Origin of the sequence: uncultured Amphritea sp., from assembly GCF_937127095.1 — a bacterium.
In the GTDB taxonomy this organism is placed as follows: Bacteria; Pseudomonadota; Gammaproteobacteria; order Pseudomonadales; family Balneatricaceae; genus Amphritea.
The window spans coordinates 19289-35081 of the sequence record NZ_CAKZLP010000033.1 but is presented as its reverse complement, the minus strand read 5'-3'; the positions used below and the strand labels follow the sequence as shown (position 1 = coordinate 35081).

Below are 15793 nucleotides of genomic sequence, written 5' to 3'. Positions count from 1 at the left end.
GTTTACCCCTTGTTGTTCATCAGGTAATCGTGAATACGGTCGACGGTGTTAGTGACCCGGTCGAGTTTGCTATCCAGTGCTGAATATTGAGATTGCAGCTTGGCGATATCTTCGTGGGTGGGGGCATGCTTCAGGTTTTCTTCAGCAGATATCACCCGCCGCTCCAGCGCATCCTGTCGATCATCCAGCGCTTGAATATCAGTGCGATTCTGGTTGCGCCCGGTGCGAATCCAAACCGCAACACCAATGCCGATAGTGAATATCCATTGCATTACATCCAGCCAGAACTTAGCCGCATCCCAGTTAACGTCCATGTCTTTGTTCCTCAATCTGTTGACAGTGAATGCAGCGGGCTGCGTTGGGTTTGGCTTTTAGTCGGGCAGGCTGGATGGGCGTTGCACAGTCGATGCAGACGACCATGCCATCTCTGATATCCTGCTCTGGTTCTGAGTGTTTCAACGCTTTATCCAGCGCGCTCTGACGCTGGCGCATCTCCAGATCGGTTGCGTGGTCGAGAATGTCGGGCATTACTTCACCATCCCTTTAATCAGATCTATTGCTGGGGATGGGGTTTGCTTCCATTTACTGAACGCATCAACGGTACGCATACCCATATAGGTGAAGAGCGGGCCATACAGTACGCCTGCCACAATTGGGCTGGCTCCCGCTATGGTGTATGCCACCAACACACCGTCTTCAACATGATTGAACAGGGGCGCTATACGGCTGACCAGCTCGGCACCCAGCACATAAGCTGTGCCGGAATAGCCTGATAAACGAGCCATTTTCGGGCGGGTTTCTTTGACGTAGTCTGTGCCGTTAATAGCCTCGGTGCGGATGGTTTCCTGGGTTTCGTGGTGCATGCCGAGCTGATGATTAAGCTGGTTCTTTTCGCGCTCTGCGGCGATCTCTTCCAGCTTTACTTTTAGCTGCATAACAACGGCAACGTCTTCGGCAGGCATGCCAGAAACGACTTGCTCTATATGTGCTTTCGCGCCGTCTGTAGACATACCCCCAGCGACCTCAACCGCAGAGGCCAGCTTTTCAGAGACAGAGGAGGCTTTTTCACCGCCGAACAGCTCGCCTGCCATACGAATCAGCGACGGACCTGCGGTGAGCAGTGCGGTTGCTATCAGAGACATGGGTATGCCTCCCAGCACAGCTCGAAGTGAGGGCCGTCTGAGTAAACCTTTTTACCCTGACGGTTTTTTCGCTCGATATATGCCTGACGGGCGGCTTCTGGTGTGTCGAAGGTATCGAGCAACGCCCAACCACCACCCCAGCGAATAGCGACGTTAAGCTCTGCGGCGGCTTGCTTTATAGCGGCCGCTATCTGGTAGTAATACGGCCAGTCATAGCTAACTGTCCCGTCCACCCATGCAGCCAAATCAACAGCATGGGACACTTCGCCCAGCTCTGGGTTATTCGTGGGCACTCGGGGCAGATGGCGGCTATTGAGGGTTGCAGAATCGCCTGTTTTCACAAGCCGCCGCTGCCGCTTAATCTCGCGCACACCCTCGGTCACTGCAAAGTCGACAGCCGACAAGGCAAGTCCGCGCTCTACAACGGCGACCAGATCAGGATGTACTTGCTGCAGATTCTTTTTGGAACGCCGCCCCAAAGCGAACGGCTCTGGTGTATGGGTTTCAGACATAAAAAATCCCCGCTAATTTGAAGTCCATTAATTCGTTAGGACTCCAGATTAACGGGGATCTGGGGGGGGGTGGGTTTAACCTAGGTTAGATGTTTTATGGGTATTTAATTCATTCCTGTCAGTTCGTCACCCTCGAAATACAGGTACTGACGTTCATATTTTCCTGTGCAATACACCCACTGTTCATGTACTCCGCTGGCATAAACGGAGCGATTGATATCACAGGGTTTTCCCCAGGAGCGCTCGGCTTGTTTCTTGGTCATTCCAATGGCAACTTCATGATGCCAGATCATCTTCTTAAAACGCTCTTGCCGCAGGCGCTCTTCCCTTATAGCGTCAGATCTTTCGTTTAAGCGCTTTTGCTCTTCTGCCCAACGCAGTCGTCGTTCTTCTTTATAGTCGTCATCTGCAACATCGCCAGGCTCGAAAGCGTTATCCGGTACGGAAGGAATGTAAATATCAACCTTCCCCGACTCGCTTTGCTGGCAAGGGGTTGACTGATACACCACGCGGTCATTGGTCTTACATTTGTAAATCTCTGCGTTAACGGGCATAACTACGCTCATTAACACTAATGTAAACACGATTTTAATCATCGCTGAGACTCCTTTTCTCAAAACAGTTCTGGCTGTATCCGTTTACGATAGTATGCCTGCTGCTCTTTGATAATTCGATAGACATGTGTCGCCGATATCTTGTATTTGTCTGCCAACTCATCTGGCTGAACGCCTCGCTCGCTCCAGTCTCTGTGCAGCTCGACATCGCGTATCGCTTTTTTCAGCGCATCCAGCTTTGGCAGGTAGAAGTATCGACCGCCACAATAAACAGACTGTTCAGCCAGCAGCGTGTGACTGATTTTCTGAGCTTCTGTACCGTTATACCCCAGCCGCTCTAATGCAGCGCTGTAGATATCGACCAGGGCTGACAGGTCGCGTGGCCACTTCTTTTGCACCTCGGGCGGTATAGCATCCAGATGGCTGAGCAAATCGCTGGAGAATGATTCATCACCCAGCAGATCTCGCTGTTCTTCACTCATCGTCTGACTCTCTCTGTTTTGCAGCCTGCCGCCGAATGCTGATCTCCAGCGCGGCAACCAGCTTGCGCAGTTGCTCTGGTTCTAACCATTCAACCTTTTCAACCTTAAACATATGTCGGGCCATGCTGTGGGCGTAGTTCCAGTGCAGGCCGTTATCCGCCAGCAGCGCTTCGACCTTGCTCATCAATGCACGACGGCCCGCGCCTGGGTTGGGGCGCTGCCCGAATGTTTGTGGTTTATTCTGAAAACCGCATTTTTTCAGATGACTGATGACACGCTTCAATTCACTGATGGTCATCTTTGCGCAGCTGTTTTTACCGGTAAGGGAAAGCAGCATTTGCCGATAGGTGTCGTCATCCAGACCCAGCTGCTTTTTAGCGATGTGGATCTGAGCCATTGCTGCTTTTCGTGGGTCTTTTGACATAGTCACCAGTCTGTATCCTTTATATCCATGATTGCGCTGCTAACCACCGCTCTGGCATTCTGACGAGGTGTTGCAAGCCCTGCAGGCAACGCCGGTATATCCGCGCCCTGGCCGTTTTCCAGCACCCGCCGCAGGTAGTTGTGATTTGATAACGGCTTAAAATGGCCTAGCTGCTGCTTGGCCCGCATTGATTCCACCGTATGCACCAGCGCGGCCGTCAGGGCGTTAGGCTCAGCCAGCTCTAACGCCTCATTTGCCAGGCGCAGGGCACGATCATTGGCGAGATCCCGGCTGGGGGAACGAAACAGACCTATATAGGTGACCAGGGCAGTGCCGGTGTTTTTCTCAAGCCGTGCCAGCAATGCCAGCAGATCGCGCCCCGCTTCATCCTGAACCAGCGATTCAAGGCTGAGGCGGCTATGGCAGATGGGGCAGCGGGTTAGTTGCATGTTGCTGACTCGCTTTGAAAGCCAATACTTTCTATATTCAGCCCTGCCACTTTCTTGTATTGCCGAACGAGCGCGGCGGCTGTCGAGAATACAGGCTCATACCATTCCATATGTTCCTCAAGTTTTGGAAACAATTCCTTTGCATTGCGTTTACCGAGGCTTTTGATAATTTCCGCTCTTTTCTTTGGGCCATACAACGACTTAGTTCGCTTGCGCCAAAGTATCTCTGTGAGAGGGTCATAGTGGTCACTCGTTTTCCACCCCCAACCGATGCTTAACGTGCCATCAAAGTAAACGATCAACTCAAATCGCCCTTCCTTAACCAGCTCTCGACGCACCAGAATTTTCTTGCCCTGGTAAGAAAAAACCACCCGACTAAATGAGTTTTTCAGCTCATTTTGTACGGCCTGCCATTGTTCTTTTGTGATGCTCATATCAATCTCGCTTGTTTATTCACAATCAGAAACAGCCCCTGAGCCGCTTTTGATTGAAAATCACTTGTTTAATTTAGGATTTATTCCTATTCCGCTTTTCTGGTTACAGCGCTACGCTGCAATGGTTAGATAAGATAAAGCCGGTAGGTGGCTGGCTATGGATGGCCAACACCAATGCCAAGCCCCCTCTGCGATGCAGAGGGGGCTTTTTGTTTAGTTCAGGGCATCTTTCAACGACTTTAGCGCTTTAAACTTCGCCACTTTCGCGGCCGGAATTTCGATTGCCGCACCAGTCTGAGGGTTGCGGCCGGTGCGCGCGGCGCGTACTCCAACCGTAAGTTTTCCCAGGGCTGGCAGTGTGACTTCACCACCACTTTTAATCTCATTGGTTGTTACATGACCAAGGCTTTCCAGTAGGTTATCAACATCCGTTTTACTTACAGCACGGCTGTGGTGAATCTTCATACGCTGTGTTACCGCTTCAATCAGTTCTGCTTTATTCATGAGTTTCCCCTTAGTTGTTAGCTGCTCATCAGTACCCAGCCGCTACGCTGAGTAGACGCCCGACGGGGCGTTTCGCTTAGATAACAGGAACGTCTGCTGCCTTCGTTTTTTTGACACCTTCGATTAACTCGGGATACAGACACTCCTCTTTCATCTGCTTAAGCAAACTGACTTGCACCTCCTTAAAAGATGTAGAGCACACTTCCCAGCCAAAGCGGCCTTTTAATGAATCAGCGCCAAAATGCTTCACCTCCCAGGCTTCAACATTGGCTGCTTCCATTTCGCCGCGATGCGGTGCATCACTGTCATAACCGAAAACCTTAGCCATTGATTGCCTCCCGCATTTTCTTAGCCTGGCGAAACTTAACGCCCTTGCTGCCATCTTCCCGCGTTGCCACTTCGAACAGGCCGAACCCCTCGATAGCAACGGCATGGCCTTGGGCTAACTGTTGCAGAATGACGCTGCCGATTGCTTCTATTGCGCTCTTTGCCTGCACGGGCGATAACCGGGCGCAAAAAGCAACGTGACTGGCCATCTGCTCTGCTGTAACAATGCTCATAACCACCTCCTATTCATCAGGCCGGGAATCGATGTTCCCGGTCATCCAGCGCAACGTATCCAACACGCCTTGTTCGTAGGTACCCTCCTCAAATTCGGTGGTACCGTCATAAACCGCGTCTGCAGCCCAGTTGGCAACATCGTGTATGGTTTCCTGAGATACGGGGATCTGCATACTCACCTCTACAACGCTGCTATATCGAGTGATATCGGTTGATATTGCTCTGACTCTCCGACCCGCTCATACAGTCGCACATAGGTTTTTGAACCCGCGACCTGAATGCTGTCTGCGATCGCGGCCATCGCCTTGCTCCACTCGCTGTCATCGATCTTGATACGGCGAAGCCCTAACACTCGGCCGGTGCTGATGTTGCCCTCTTTGTCGACCTGGAACGCGTGATCGACCAGCACTTTGATCTTGTTATCAGAGCCTTCGGCCCAACGGTGAATGCAGCCATCTATCAATTCTTTAGCTACTTGCAGACGCTCATCGAAGACGATGTATTCACTGATCGCCCGTTGAATCTTGTACTTGCCGTCATAGCTGAGCAGGCTGATGTTGCCTTTTTTGCCGCCCATTTTTACGCTGTAACGTTCGGCACTGAGGTCAACGAACGCGCTGATATCGCCCAGAGTGTTTAGCTTGAAGGTAGCCATTGCCTGCTGCAGCTCACGCGCTTTGATGACGATCTCCTGGACCAGGTCGTTGCGAGTGAGATCGATCTCGTCGATCAACTCTATTGGCACCAGACGACCGGCTTGATCTTGCAGATAGCCTTCGGGGATATGTTGTTGCACTGCGTGGTTCATGCGGCTTCTCCTGCTGCGTTTTGTTTAAGCGTGATGCCCAGAGTGTTCAGAATCTCTATCGGGCGGTTAATCGCATCTTCCTGGGACACTGCGCGAGTAGTGGATCCGTTGTCGTAACGTTCCAGGTTAAGGTTTACGTATTCCTCATTGATCACCAGCGCCTGGTGCGGATCTGGAGTGTCGAACCGGCTTCTTTCACCCCAGAAGATCAGCCGCTGCTCTTGCTGAGTCATCGGCAGATTTATAATCAGATAGTTCATGCGGGTTCCTCCCAATGAACTTCACAGCCAGAGACAAATGCGACGCTTTCTTTACGACGGCCGCTATTGGTCGGCCAGAATTTATAGCTAACATTTTGCAGTCTCTCGCAAGCCTTACCGTGCTGGATATGAACCTTTGGCTTTGCTGTTTCGATGTTGATAGACAGTACTGTCAGCCCCAGTGCGGCCAACACATTTACAGCTAAAATCGAGCTTGCCAGACGCTCTTTGATGTACAAGTTTTGAACGTCCGGCAATTCTCTGTTGATCGCCTGTGCGCTAGTCATGGTTGTTCTCCTGTGCTGTATTTCGATCACAATTGCGGCAGGCGCGGTAAAGTGCGACTCGCTGCGGGTTGCTACTGATAAACGGCATTTCGCGTTGTTTTTGGCATTCTGCGCTTTCGATCACGCCCAGCACTGGGCATTCGATGGTTGCGCAGTAGGCCATGATTTTCTGCTCCATCCGGGCAATATTGGCCGGATATTTGTTGGCCAGCAGCGTGCTGACCGAGGCCCGATCGATACCGATGCGGGACGCTGCAGCTTTCTTGCTGCCGGTTTCTTTCACCAGCATGACCAGCATCTGGATAAACTGCGGTGGCTGCTGCCCCCAGGCGGATACGTCAATATTCATTGCAGTTGTCATCACTGAAGCTCCTCTGGGTCTTCCGCGAACATCACTTTATTGAGGTTCGGGTCGTAGAGTGTTTTCACTCGCTGAACCTGTGGTGCGCGAGGGCCTGTATTCATGTTTGGCTTAAGACGAATTAGCTCTAGCCGGTGCGGCGTACTGGCGCGCACCACCTGCAGATAACCGGCTTTTTTCAGCAGCGACAGATAGGTTTTTACGTAGGCCAGTTTCACATCTAAGCCACTGGCTGATACGTGGTTTGCAATCTGTCGAGCATCCAGAACATCGAGAATGCGCAGGGTTCGCCAAATCGCCTCGGATATCCGCCCTTGTTTCACTGGTTCCCCTTTACGGGTCAGGCGGGGCGCTTCCAGGCCGTCATCTTTCACCAGCCGATACACGGCTTTTTTCAGATGCCCTCGTGTCACTGCCTCGACATAACCACCGGCCTGTAAACATTGCAGATAGGTTTGTACGGTTGATATCTCGGCATTGGCATGCTGAGCAATCGCCAGCACCTGAAACTCATCACGTCGGATGCGGAGTTGTTCCCAGATGCGTTGGCGGGCACACTTACCGCCAATCATTTCCAGCTGGGCGGGTTTGCGATGACCTTCGCGTTCTATCACTACACTTGCTGTCATGATGCTCTCCTTACAGCCGACGCTTTGGGGCTTCACCGGTGTAAAGCGCAGTTTTGCCCCAGACTGCGCGGTCTACCGATTCCCAACCACTGGTAAGCGCGGTGTCTTGGATCATTTCGAGATTGACCGCGACCCGACGCACACTGCCGCCGGACAACTCGACCAGATGCGCGAGCATGTCGTCTGCTATCTCAACTTCACCGGCATACAGGGGCACCAATTTACGGGCATCGGCCAGTGTGACGGGCTGTGCAGGCACCCAACTCAACACCCGGCCGTGAAAGCGTTCCCAGCGTTTGAGCTTGTTGGGCAGTTGCTCTTCGCCGATCAGCAGAATGGGCGACTGGCTGGCTTCGTATAGGTCACGAATCAGCTCTACTGCATTGCGGTCGACCAGGTGATCCATCTCATCGACAATCAGCGGGCGGGCGCTCATGGCAAGCTCTTGCGCGGCCTGGTCGAGCATCTCAGGGATTGTTGCTAATGGCTTTACTCCCATTTCTGCCAGAATGGCGGCCAACGTGTGCTTTTTCGTCCAGACGCTTTTCGCTTGCACGTAGTAAGCTCGGCGGCGGTTTGCCACATAGGTTGCTGCAACTGATTTACCGAAACCAGATGGCCCGTAGAGGCACACCATGCCCGGCAGGCTGCTGGTTCGCTCCATTGCTTTTTCCAGCGCCACATCACACAGTCCGATGTTAGCGATATCGGCGATTCCGCCGTTGACGTATGCATTCATGCTTGTCATGCTTCTGTTGCTCCTTTTGCTAGTTCGAATGGGCACCGGGATCAGAGGGTGCGAGCCTCTGGTCCCATCTCTTCGTCACGCCGTGCCCAGGCGGTAAACTCTTTGCTGCTGCTATATTTCTTAAACCAGAACTGATGTGCATCAGGTACCGGGCGACCCTGTTGATATGCCTGATACAGTGCAATGCGTTCGTCTGTTGTCATCTCTGCCGGTGAGCGTTCCGCTGCTGAAACGGTTACCGGTTCCCGCTCTTCGATGACGGGCTGCATCCGATTGCTGAGCAGATCCGGGGTGATAGCGCCGATGCCGGGGATGTAGGCGGGTTCTTCCTGTTCGAGGACAGGGCGCCCATTTAGCTCTGCTTCTACCTCTTCAAGCTTCACTTCCAGGCGACGTTTCCGGCCCATTGCGCGGCGCTCACGGGCGTTGTCGATGACGCTCTTCGGCATGTAATCGACTTTGTTGGCGTTCCACTCTGCTTTGCAGATCAGCGTCCCTGTTTCGGGTTCATACACCCAGATAACGTTAGGGTCGTTAATGTCGTACGCGATATGCACTTGCTCGCCATGCCACTCGGTGAGGTCATAACTGAAGTAGATATTGTTGATAAACTTAATCTCGCACCGATTAACAGTGCGGGTGGTGCGTGGGCGGAAGATCTGAGCCGCTTCATCACCGGTCAGAAGCATGGGTGACCAGCCGTTATCTTGGTGTTGCTGCCAAAGCTCATCCGGGGTTATGTGGCGACGCTTGCCGCTTGCATCCGTAATCTTTGGCAGGCTGCTGTGAGGGCGGGCGTTATACCAGTTGATACGCTCATTAACGAGTTCCATAAATGCGCCCCAGCCCATCAGGTGCATTGCTCCGCCGTGTTTTACAGCGGCTCGGCTTAGCTTAAATTGGTCGTGGCGGGCTTCCTGATCCATATCTTTGCCGATGAATCCATGCTCACCTTTGGCGGCATCAACCCAGAGTGTTTGGTGGACACGTTCAATCACTCCACGAGCCTGCGAGCTATAGGGCAGAGAGTGAGTCATTGTGCTGCCCAGGCGCGCCATAACACCAGTCGCTTCATCTTTCATCAGTGCGTTGGCATAGCCTCCACCGTTATCGACATAGATCAGGGCTGGCACCGCCTGGGTGCAGGAACTAATCAGGGCGTCTAATACAGCGATACTGCTTTCTGCCAGGTCAACTGACACCCCCACAACACGTCGGGTGGCAATATCAATAAAGGTGGTGATCTCCGGGCGGAAAGGGCGACCATGTAGCGGGTGCTGAACCTCGCCATCATGTGTATGTCCGTCGGCGCTGTAGATATCAGCCGGTAGCAGCTGGCTAAAATCACGCCGAACAAAGGGCAGGATGTTTTTCAGCTCACGGGCACCCATCCGGCCTTTCTGCTTCGATACGTTGCCCATCTTGTTGATGAAACGGCGTACTGCGTGGATGCTGGGGGGCGTGCCTTCATAATTAGATGAGAACTGACGATAAGCATGCTCTACGCTGGGCTTTTCTGGGCGCGACCAGCACATTAGGAACGCGTTGGCCCAGACGGGCGCTTTTAATTCCCGCTTAGATTTTGGGGCAAGGTCTTTAACATCGGTAGCAAACCAGCGCTTAATACTGCGAGGGCTGGGGTATTTCTCATTTGAATGGCCGCGAGGATCTTTCGCCAGACGCAAAGCCGCATCTAACACAGGATTTATACTCTCTAACTGCCCGGTGCTGGCTTGTGTCAATAAAGTCGTAATAGCGGCTTCTTTGGTGACACCGTTTTCACACATGGCGCTAATCGCATTGATGACTGTGCCCCGTGCATCAGCAGTGCTGCGCTGGCGGTGGGTCAGGCTGGTTTCTGCCTGCAGTGTCGATGCTGGTTTAACGATCACTGTTTTTGACTCGTGCAGGCGCGGCAGCATACTTTGTATCTGCTGCGCTTCTAAAGCGTTACGGGCTTCATGAGGCAGGTTGCTGATGTGGTATTCATAGCCACCACCTTTGCCCATACGCTGCTGTGATTCCCAACCCTCACGCTCGGCACGGCGAACGATAGTCGAATGAACAACGTTTAACGCTGACGCTATCTCCTTAGCTGTGAACCATTGCTTCATAATCTTTCCCTATAGCAGCTCAGGCTGCTTGTATTTCTCAACATTGCCACGCTGATGTGCTAGGTCTTCGATAAGCACCGCAATAGCGTCCAGCACGTCTTGCTGCTCGCTCCGGTCTTCATAGAAATCAAGCAACATAGCTATAACCTTGTTGCTATATGACCCAAGCTCATTCAGTTGACGATGTTCTGCCTTACGGCCTGTTGGCATCTCAATAACGAGCTTATTGGCGCTGCAGGCGAGATACTGAGAAACAAAATCAATTCCACAGGCCATTTCAAAAGCTCTGATTTTTATAGCGGGCATCCGACCGGTTCCAAGCCATTTATAGAGCGTGTTGTAACTTGATTCGCACATCAGCTCGGCGATCTGGTCAACGCTTCTGTTATGCTTTTCACGCGCATGATCGACACACAATTCCAGAGCATGTGTAATGCTTCGCGCTCTTAACCGTTTCCAATCTTTACGGGCCATTTGTACTCCCTCGACTAACTCGCCATCCAAACAAAAATACTTTCTGTGTATATCCCTGGCGCTTTTCTGTAACTAAGATGAAAGCGAATCAGGAAAAGCGGATAGGCTTCGCTATATCAGGCTACTTGTTGCTGCGTTGATACCGTGGTGGTGCTAAACTTTGAAACGCCCTTATTCACATAACGCGAAGGCCAGATTGCTTCAGGCTGAGTTCCAAGAAACTCAGCAATGATCTTCTCGACTTTCGGGTAAGGGGCTTTGAAAACGTTGTATAACGTAGTTGGATTTTCATAGCCGTGATGACGGCCAAGCTCTGCCAGGCTTACGCCTTTTTTGCGGATCTCGGCCAGAACATCCTGGCGATGCCAATCCTGATTTGAGTGGGCTTTTTGCTTGCTCATTTTTTTACGCCTTTATTAACCAGTTTGTTTTAGCTGTGTGGCTCACTGCTATATGTCAAACATAGCACGCATAAACGTGTCTTAGCAATACGTTTTTACGTGCAAAAGTATGTTATTCCGTTCATTCTGGTTGATTTCCGTGTAACTGATTGATTTTTAAGTGCTATTCATTGGGACGTTTTAACGTTCTATTGTTTGGCTTAATGCAAAAGTTAGCTAGATATAAGGTTTGCAATGAGTACAGGTGAACGATTACAGGTCGCTCGGAACTATTTAAGCTTGTCTCAGGAGGCGATGGCAGAAGCTATAGGCTCGAAAAAACGTGGCTATCAGGATAACGAACGTGATCGCTCAGTTCCTGGAGGAAAGGTCATAGAAGGCTTTGTTAAGCTCGGCATCAATGCCAATTGGCTTTTAACCGGAGAGGGCCCAATGCTTACAGCCGACCTTTCACCGGAAGAAAAGCCGAGAGAGTGCGCGGTTAGATCATTTGCTGGTGATTACGGTGTAGATGCTGAAAAAGATGTGTACGCGAAGCAAGGCATGCAAAGCATTGAAGATGCCATGCCTATTGTTGATGGCGCATTATCTGAAGCGGGGTTAGGTGTTGATAAACACTGGAGACGGATGATCGCAAGCTGGGTGGCGCAGTACGGTTTTGAAGGGCAGCATATCAAGGACTTAGCGTCACTGATCAGCTCACAGGCAGAGCTAGCCAATGAGTTCGCGTTAATCCCTGGCTATAATGTAGAGGTTTCCGCCGGGAGTGGCGCGTTCCCTAACAGCGAACAGCCATCACGCCGTCTGGCGTTTCGCCATAAATGGCTGCGATATAAGGGGTTAAGCGAAAAAGACCTGGTACTGGTTTTCTCGCGTGGTGATAGCATGGAGCCAACCATCAGCGATAACAACACGCTGATGATAGATACCAGCCAACGAGAGCTAAGCGATGGTGCCATCTATGTTATTCGTGTGAACTCGCACCTGGTCGTTAAACGCGTTCAGACGCTGCTGAATCGCGATATCATGCTGATAAGCGATAACACCGCCTATCACCCGGAAACGCTGAAGCCCGAGCAACTGAATGACCTGGAAGTGATAGGTAAGGTTGTCTGGATAGGAAAGGACGTTTAATAGCGAAGGATCGCTATTAGCGCCTATTTTGTCCGCAGTGACAAAAACCCCGCTCAAAAGTGGATTGCTCGAATTCAAAAACCGCAAAATTCAAAATTTCTAACACGCTCAATTATCCTGTAAAATTTTGCTCAATCCCACGAATCACGGGCATCCCATTAATTCCCATCCATTCCCGCTATATCCCGCTTATATATGCCAATAAGATCACTAGATCACAACCGGGTTCGATTATTCGTCGCTGTGCTCCTCCCCCTTCGGGCCATCGCCGAAAAGCAGCGATGTTGTAATGGCCTGCGGCCATTGCTCCGAGTCCGGGCACCACTTATTTTTTTCGATAAAGCCTTGCAGTAAAATGCAGGGCTTTTTCGTTTCTCGGCTGGCGTTTAGCGGGCCTGCTCGGTTGCGGCATCAGGCTGCGGCTCTGGTTGTTTACGGCGTAACCACTTGCGCTCGCCCAGCACTAACAGGCAGGGGGTCAGGAACAGAGTGAGTATGGTGGCAAATGACAGGCCCCCAGCGATGGCGCTGGCCAGTTGCGTCCACCACTGGGTTGAGGGTGCACCAAAACTGATATCACGGTTGATCAAGTCGATATTCATCGACAGTACCATTGGCAGCAGGCCGAGGACGGTTGTTACTGCGGTGAGTACGACGGGGCGCAGACGTAAACTGCCGGTCTGCAGTGCGGCGTCATAGGGCGATCGTCCTTGTCTGCGCAGGTCGTTATAGCAATCAATCAGTACAATATTGTTGTTAACAACGATACCGGCTAAGGCAATGATACCGACGCCGACCATCACAATGCCAAACGGCTGACCTGCTACCATCAGACCAAGTAATACCCCGGCGGTGGAAAAGACGATCGCTGATAACACTAACCCGGCCTGATACAGACTGTTGAACTGTGTGACTAGAATCAGCGCCATCAGAAACAGCGCCGTACCAAAGGCACTGACCAGGAATTCACCGGTTTCTTTCTGTTGCTCATCTTCCCCTTTGAATGTCAGGCGAATTTGTGGGTCAAATCTGTGCAACGTCAGGCGCTTTTGCATCGCGACCACCAGGTCATTCACTAGTTTTCCCTCTTCAGCATCGGCTTGAATGGTGATCACCCGGCGGCTATCAACACGTTTTAACACGCCTGTTTTAGGCGCAGGCTGAAGCTCAACAAAATTTGACATCGGCACCATGCCAAAGCGGGTATTCAGTTGCATCTGCATCAGCTGATCAAGATTCCGTTTGTCTTCCGGAAAGCGGATCATGATATCGACTTCATCATCGGATGTTTCCGGCCGGTAGTCGGTGACTTTAATACCATTGGTTATTAAGCGAACGGCCTGCCCCACCAGAGCGATGCTGGCACCATAGCGGTCGGCTTCTTCCCTGTTGACCAGAATACGCCACTCGATCCCCGGTAGTGGACGGTCATCTTCGGCGCCGGAAAATCCTCCGATGTCGTCCATTATCTGGCGGATATCGCCGACTGTTTTGTAGAGCACCTCACTATCGTAGCCACTGACTAGCAATTTGATTGGTTTACCCGCATTCGGACCGTTTTCCGCTTTGCGGGTTTCAACGATGATGCCGGGCAGATCAGCGGTTCGTTTATGTATTAGAGCAAGAATGTCGGCAGCTCTCTCTCGTTTGTCCCAGTCATCCAGCTGAAACTGAATCACCCCAATCACATCTTCCGCTGCATCACTGGAGGACTGGTTGAAACTACGGGCATAAATTGACTTAAAGCCCGGCAGATCAATAACCCTGCCTTCTACCTCCTTTAATAACTGATCTTTCTCATAGATGGATAGATCGCCCCGGGCGTGCAGATTAATCAGCACCATCTCGGGTTCGACATCGGGGAAAAACTCAACCCCTTTACCAAATACGGAATAGGCTCCGTAACTACTGCCAATCGCCACTAAAACGACGATAAAAACAGCAATAGGGTAATGCAGTAACCTTGCCATTAGCTTTGTATAGGCGCGATTAATCGGTGTTTGTGGCAGAGCATATTCATCACCGGTATCACTGCCGGTTTGCTTGCGTCGGGCGCTGACGGCGCCGAGTACGGGCATGAAAATAAGTGCCATAAACAGGGATGCTGTGAGACAGACCACCACCGTGGCAGGCAGATATTTCATGAATTCGCCGATAACACCTGGCCAGAACATCAGTGGCATGAATACCACCAGCGTTGTCGCCGTACCCGCAATAACGGGCCAGGCCATGCGACTTGCCGCGTAACGGAAAGATTCGCGGGCACTAAGCCCCTGACTCATTCGCCGTTCAGCCAGCTCGGCAACAACGATAGCGCCATCGACCAGCATGCCAACCACCAGAATCAGACTGAACAGGACAACGATATTAAGCGTAAAGCCCATTAAGTTGAGAATCATGATACTCGACAGGAAGGAACCGGGAATCGCCAGGCCCACCAGTAATGATGTCCGCAGTCCCATTGCTGCCAGCACCACAATCATCACCAGAATAATGCCGCTCAGAACATTATTCATCAGGTCTCTGAGCATGCTTTTAATCTGAGTGGATTGATCCAGTATGTAGGCATACTCTAACCCTTGAGGCCAGAGTTGGCTGCGCTCGGCAACGATCGCCTGTACGCTTTCGATGGTGTCGATAATATTAGCGCCGACTTTTTTCTTCACCTCCAGCACCATGGCATCACCGCCATTGACCCGGGCGAACCCTTGCGGATCTTTGTAGGTCTGACGGATGGTGGCGACGTCGCCTACCGTAACAACCGTTCCATCGGCTGACTTAATCGGCATGTTGAGCATATCCTGCAGATCTGTTACCACGCCCGGCACCTTCAATACCTGGCGTCCACTGCCGGTATCAATCGCACCGGCTGCCACCAGCTGGTTATTGAGTGCCACCGTATTCAGTACAGTTTCAAAATCCAGTTGATAGCTTTCGAGTAGCTGAGGCTCAATCACAATCTCCATCAACTCTTCACGCTCACCACCAATATCGACTTCCAGTACCCCCGCAACCCCTTCGATCTCATCTTTAAGGTCTTTAGCGATTTTAAGCTTGAGGCGCTCAGACAGTGGCCCGGAGATGGCAATGTTCAGCACCGGAAATAAGGCGACATTCACTTCATGTATCTGTGGCTCGTCGGCACCGGATGGCAGGTTGCCTTTAGCGATATCGACTTTTTCACGCACATCCTGTAGTGCAGTATCACTGTCGAATCCTGCATCAAACTCAAGGGTTACCGAGGCGTGGCCTTCAGAACCTACCGATCGCATCTCTTTAATGCCTTCTATCGACTTAAGTTCTTTTTCCATTGGTCGAACGAGCAGGCGTACCGCATCATCGGGTGAAATACCTTCATAGCCGACAGAGACATAGATAATAGGGATGGCGACATCGGGCTCCGCTTCTTTTGGAATGCTCTGAAATGCGGCCAGCCCTCCAATGAGAAAGAACAGCAGAATCAGAATGCTTGTGCGGCTTCGATCTATTGCCGCGGCCACCAGTGCTGCAATCAT

Annotated in this window: 24 protein-coding genes and 1 other RNA gene; 1 reads left to right on the top strand and 24 read right to left on the bottom strand. The window is 51.6% G+C overall.

What is annotated here, in order from left to right:
- Nucleotides 1-2 precede the first annotated feature (2 nt).
- The 23 genes from Q0499_RS07750 to Q0499_RS07640 form a co-directional block, all read right to left on the bottom strand.
- The gene (locus tag Q0499_RS07750; protein WP_299197952.1) at nt 3-314 is read right to left on the bottom strand and encodes a DUF2730 family protein; all 312 of its coding nucleotides are present in this window, start codon (nt 312-314) and stop codon (nt 3-5) included.
- Nucleotides 304-528, bottom strand: a complete 225-nt coding sequence (locus Q0499_RS07745; RefSeq protein WP_299197950.1) for a TraR/DksA C4-type zinc finger protein — start codon at nt 526-528, stop codon at nt 304-306. Before Q0499_RS07745 ends, Q0499_RS07750 begins: the two co-directional genes overlap by 11 nt.
- Nucleotides 528-1142, bottom strand: a complete 615-nt coding sequence (locus tag Q0499_RS07740) for a hypothetical protein (RefSeq protein ID WP_299197948.1) — start codon at nt 1140-1142, stop codon at nt 528-530. Before Q0499_RS07740 ends, Q0499_RS07745 begins: the two co-directional genes overlap by 1 nt.
- Nucleotides 1133-1654, bottom strand: a complete 522-nt coding sequence (locus tag Q0499_RS07735) for a hypothetical protein (protein WP_299197946.1) — start codon at nt 1652-1654, stop codon at nt 1133-1135. Before Q0499_RS07735 ends, Q0499_RS07740 begins: the two co-directional genes overlap by 10 nt.
- A gap of 104 nt (nt 1655-1758) precedes the next feature.
- Nucleotides 1759-2250, bottom strand: a complete 492-nt coding sequence (locus tag Q0499_RS07730; protein WP_299197944.1) for a hypothetical protein — start codon at nt 2248-2250, stop codon at nt 1759-1761.
- 17 nt (nt 2251-2267) lie between these two features.
- A complete protein-coding gene (locus Q0499_RS07725; protein ID WP_299197941.1) occupies nt 2268-2690 on the bottom strand; it encodes a Mor transcription activator family protein in 423 nt (140 codons plus the stop codon).
- Entirely contained in the window at nt 2683-3114 is a 432-nt protein-coding gene (locus tag Q0499_RS07720) for a regulatory protein GemA (protein WP_299198038.1), read from the bottom strand. The genes Q0499_RS07725 and Q0499_RS07720 overlap by 8 nt, the downstream gene beginning before the upstream one ends.
- 2 nt (nt 3115-3116) lie before the next feature.
- Nucleotides 3117-3563, bottom strand: a complete 447-nt coding sequence (locus Q0499_RS07715) for a hypothetical protein (protein ID WP_299197939.1) — start codon at nt 3561-3563, stop codon at nt 3117-3119.
- Nucleotides 3554-3997: a hypothetical protein gene (locus tag Q0499_RS07710; protein ID WP_299197937.1), complete on the bottom strand. Its 444-nt coding sequence runs from the start codon at nt 3995-3997 to the stop codon at nt 3554-3556. The genes Q0499_RS07715 and Q0499_RS07710 overlap by 10 nt, the downstream gene beginning before the upstream one ends.
- A gap of 213 nt (nt 3998-4210) precedes the next feature.
- Nucleotides 4211-4501: an HU family DNA-binding protein gene (locus tag Q0499_RS07705; protein WP_299197935.1), complete on the bottom strand. Its 291-nt coding sequence runs from the start codon at nt 4499-4501 to the stop codon at nt 4211-4213.
- Between the two features lie 15 nt (nt 4502-4516).
- Nucleotides 4517-4579, bottom strand: an RNA gene (locus Q0499_RS07700) — hammerhead ribozyme type II.
- On the bottom strand, nt 4578-4829 hold the full coding sequence (locus tag Q0499_RS07695) for a hypothetical protein (RefSeq protein ID WP_299197934.1): 252 nt from the start codon (nt 4827-4829) through the stop codon (nt 4578-4580). Before Q0499_RS07695 ends, Q0499_RS07700 begins: the two co-directional genes overlap by 2 nt.
- The gene (locus Q0499_RS07690) at nt 4822-5061 is read right to left on the bottom strand and encodes an HU family DNA-binding protein (RefSeq protein WP_299197932.1); all 240 of its coding nucleotides are present in this window, start codon (nt 5059-5061) and stop codon (nt 4822-4824) included. Before Q0499_RS07690 ends, Q0499_RS07695 begins: the two co-directional genes overlap by 8 nt.
- Before the next feature lie 9 nt (nt 5062-5070).
- Entirely contained in the window at nt 5071-5235 is a 165-nt protein-coding gene (locus tag Q0499_RS07685) for a hypothetical protein (RefSeq protein ID WP_299197929.1), read from the bottom strand.
- 8 nt (nt 5236-5243) lie between these two features.
- On the bottom strand, nt 5244-5870 hold the full coding sequence (locus tag Q0499_RS07680) for a DUF3164 family protein (RefSeq protein WP_299197927.1): 627 nt from the start codon (nt 5868-5870) through the stop codon (nt 5244-5246).
- On the bottom strand, nt 5867-6130 hold the full coding sequence (locus tag Q0499_RS07675) for a hypothetical protein (protein ID WP_299197925.1): 264 nt from the start codon (nt 6128-6130) through the stop codon (nt 5867-5869). Before Q0499_RS07675 ends, Q0499_RS07680 begins: the two co-directional genes overlap by 4 nt.
- Nucleotides 6127-6417 carry a hypothetical protein gene (locus Q0499_RS07670; protein ID WP_299197923.1) on the bottom strand — a complete coding sequence of 97 codons (291 nt, stop codon included), beginning with the start codon at nt 6415-6417 and terminating at the stop codon, nt 6127-6129. Before Q0499_RS07670 ends, Q0499_RS07675 begins: the two co-directional genes overlap by 4 nt.
- Nucleotides 6410-6778 carry a hypothetical protein gene (locus Q0499_RS07665; protein WP_299197921.1) on the bottom strand — a complete coding sequence of 123 codons (369 nt, stop codon included), beginning with the start codon at nt 6776-6778 and terminating at the stop codon, nt 6410-6412. Before Q0499_RS07665 ends, Q0499_RS07670 begins: the two co-directional genes overlap by 8 nt.
- Nucleotides 6778-7407, bottom strand: coding sequence for a hypothetical protein (locus tag Q0499_RS07660; protein WP_299197919.1), 630 nt, complete (start codon nt 7405-7407; stop codon nt 6778-6780). Before Q0499_RS07660 ends, Q0499_RS07665 begins: the two co-directional genes overlap by 1 nt.
- Nucleotides 7408-7417: 10 nt before the next feature.
- Nucleotides 7418-8155: an ATP-binding protein gene (locus tag Q0499_RS07655; RefSeq protein WP_299197916.1), complete on the bottom strand. Its 738-nt coding sequence runs from the start codon at nt 8153-8155 to the stop codon at nt 7418-7420.
- Nucleotides 8156-8196: 41 nt separating this feature from the next.
- Entirely contained in the window at nt 8197-10269 is a 2073-nt protein-coding gene (locus Q0499_RS07650) for a Mu transposase C-terminal domain-containing protein (RefSeq protein ID WP_299197914.1), read from the bottom strand.
- A 9-nt stretch (nt 10270-10278) separates the two neighbouring features.
- Nucleotides 10279-10743 carry a hypothetical protein gene (locus Q0499_RS07645; RefSeq protein WP_299197912.1) on the bottom strand — a complete coding sequence of 155 codons (465 nt, stop codon included), beginning with the start codon at nt 10741-10743 and terminating at the stop codon, nt 10279-10281.
- Between the two features lie 116 nt (nt 10744-10859).
- The gene (locus tag Q0499_RS07640) at nt 10860-11144 is read right to left on the bottom strand and encodes a helix-turn-helix transcriptional regulator (RefSeq protein WP_299197910.1); all 285 of its coding nucleotides are present in this window, start codon (nt 11142-11144) and stop codon (nt 10860-10862) included.
- A gap of 234 nt (nt 11145-11378) precedes the next feature.
- Between Q0499_RS07640 and Q0499_RS07635 the strand changes: the two genes are divergently transcribed.
- A complete protein-coding gene (locus Q0499_RS07635; protein WP_299197908.1) occupies nt 11379-12278 on the top strand; it encodes a S24 family peptidase in 900 nt (299 codons plus the stop codon).
- A 386-nt stretch (nt 12279-12664) separates the two neighbouring features.
- On the opposite strand, the gene Q0499_RS07630 is transcribed toward Q0499_RS07635, so the two are convergent.
- Nucleotides 12665-15793 carry an efflux RND transporter permease subunit gene (locus Q0499_RS07630; protein WP_299197907.1) on the bottom strand — a complete coding sequence of 1043 codons (3129 nt, stop codon included), beginning with the start codon at nt 15791-15793 and terminating at the stop codon, nt 12665-12667.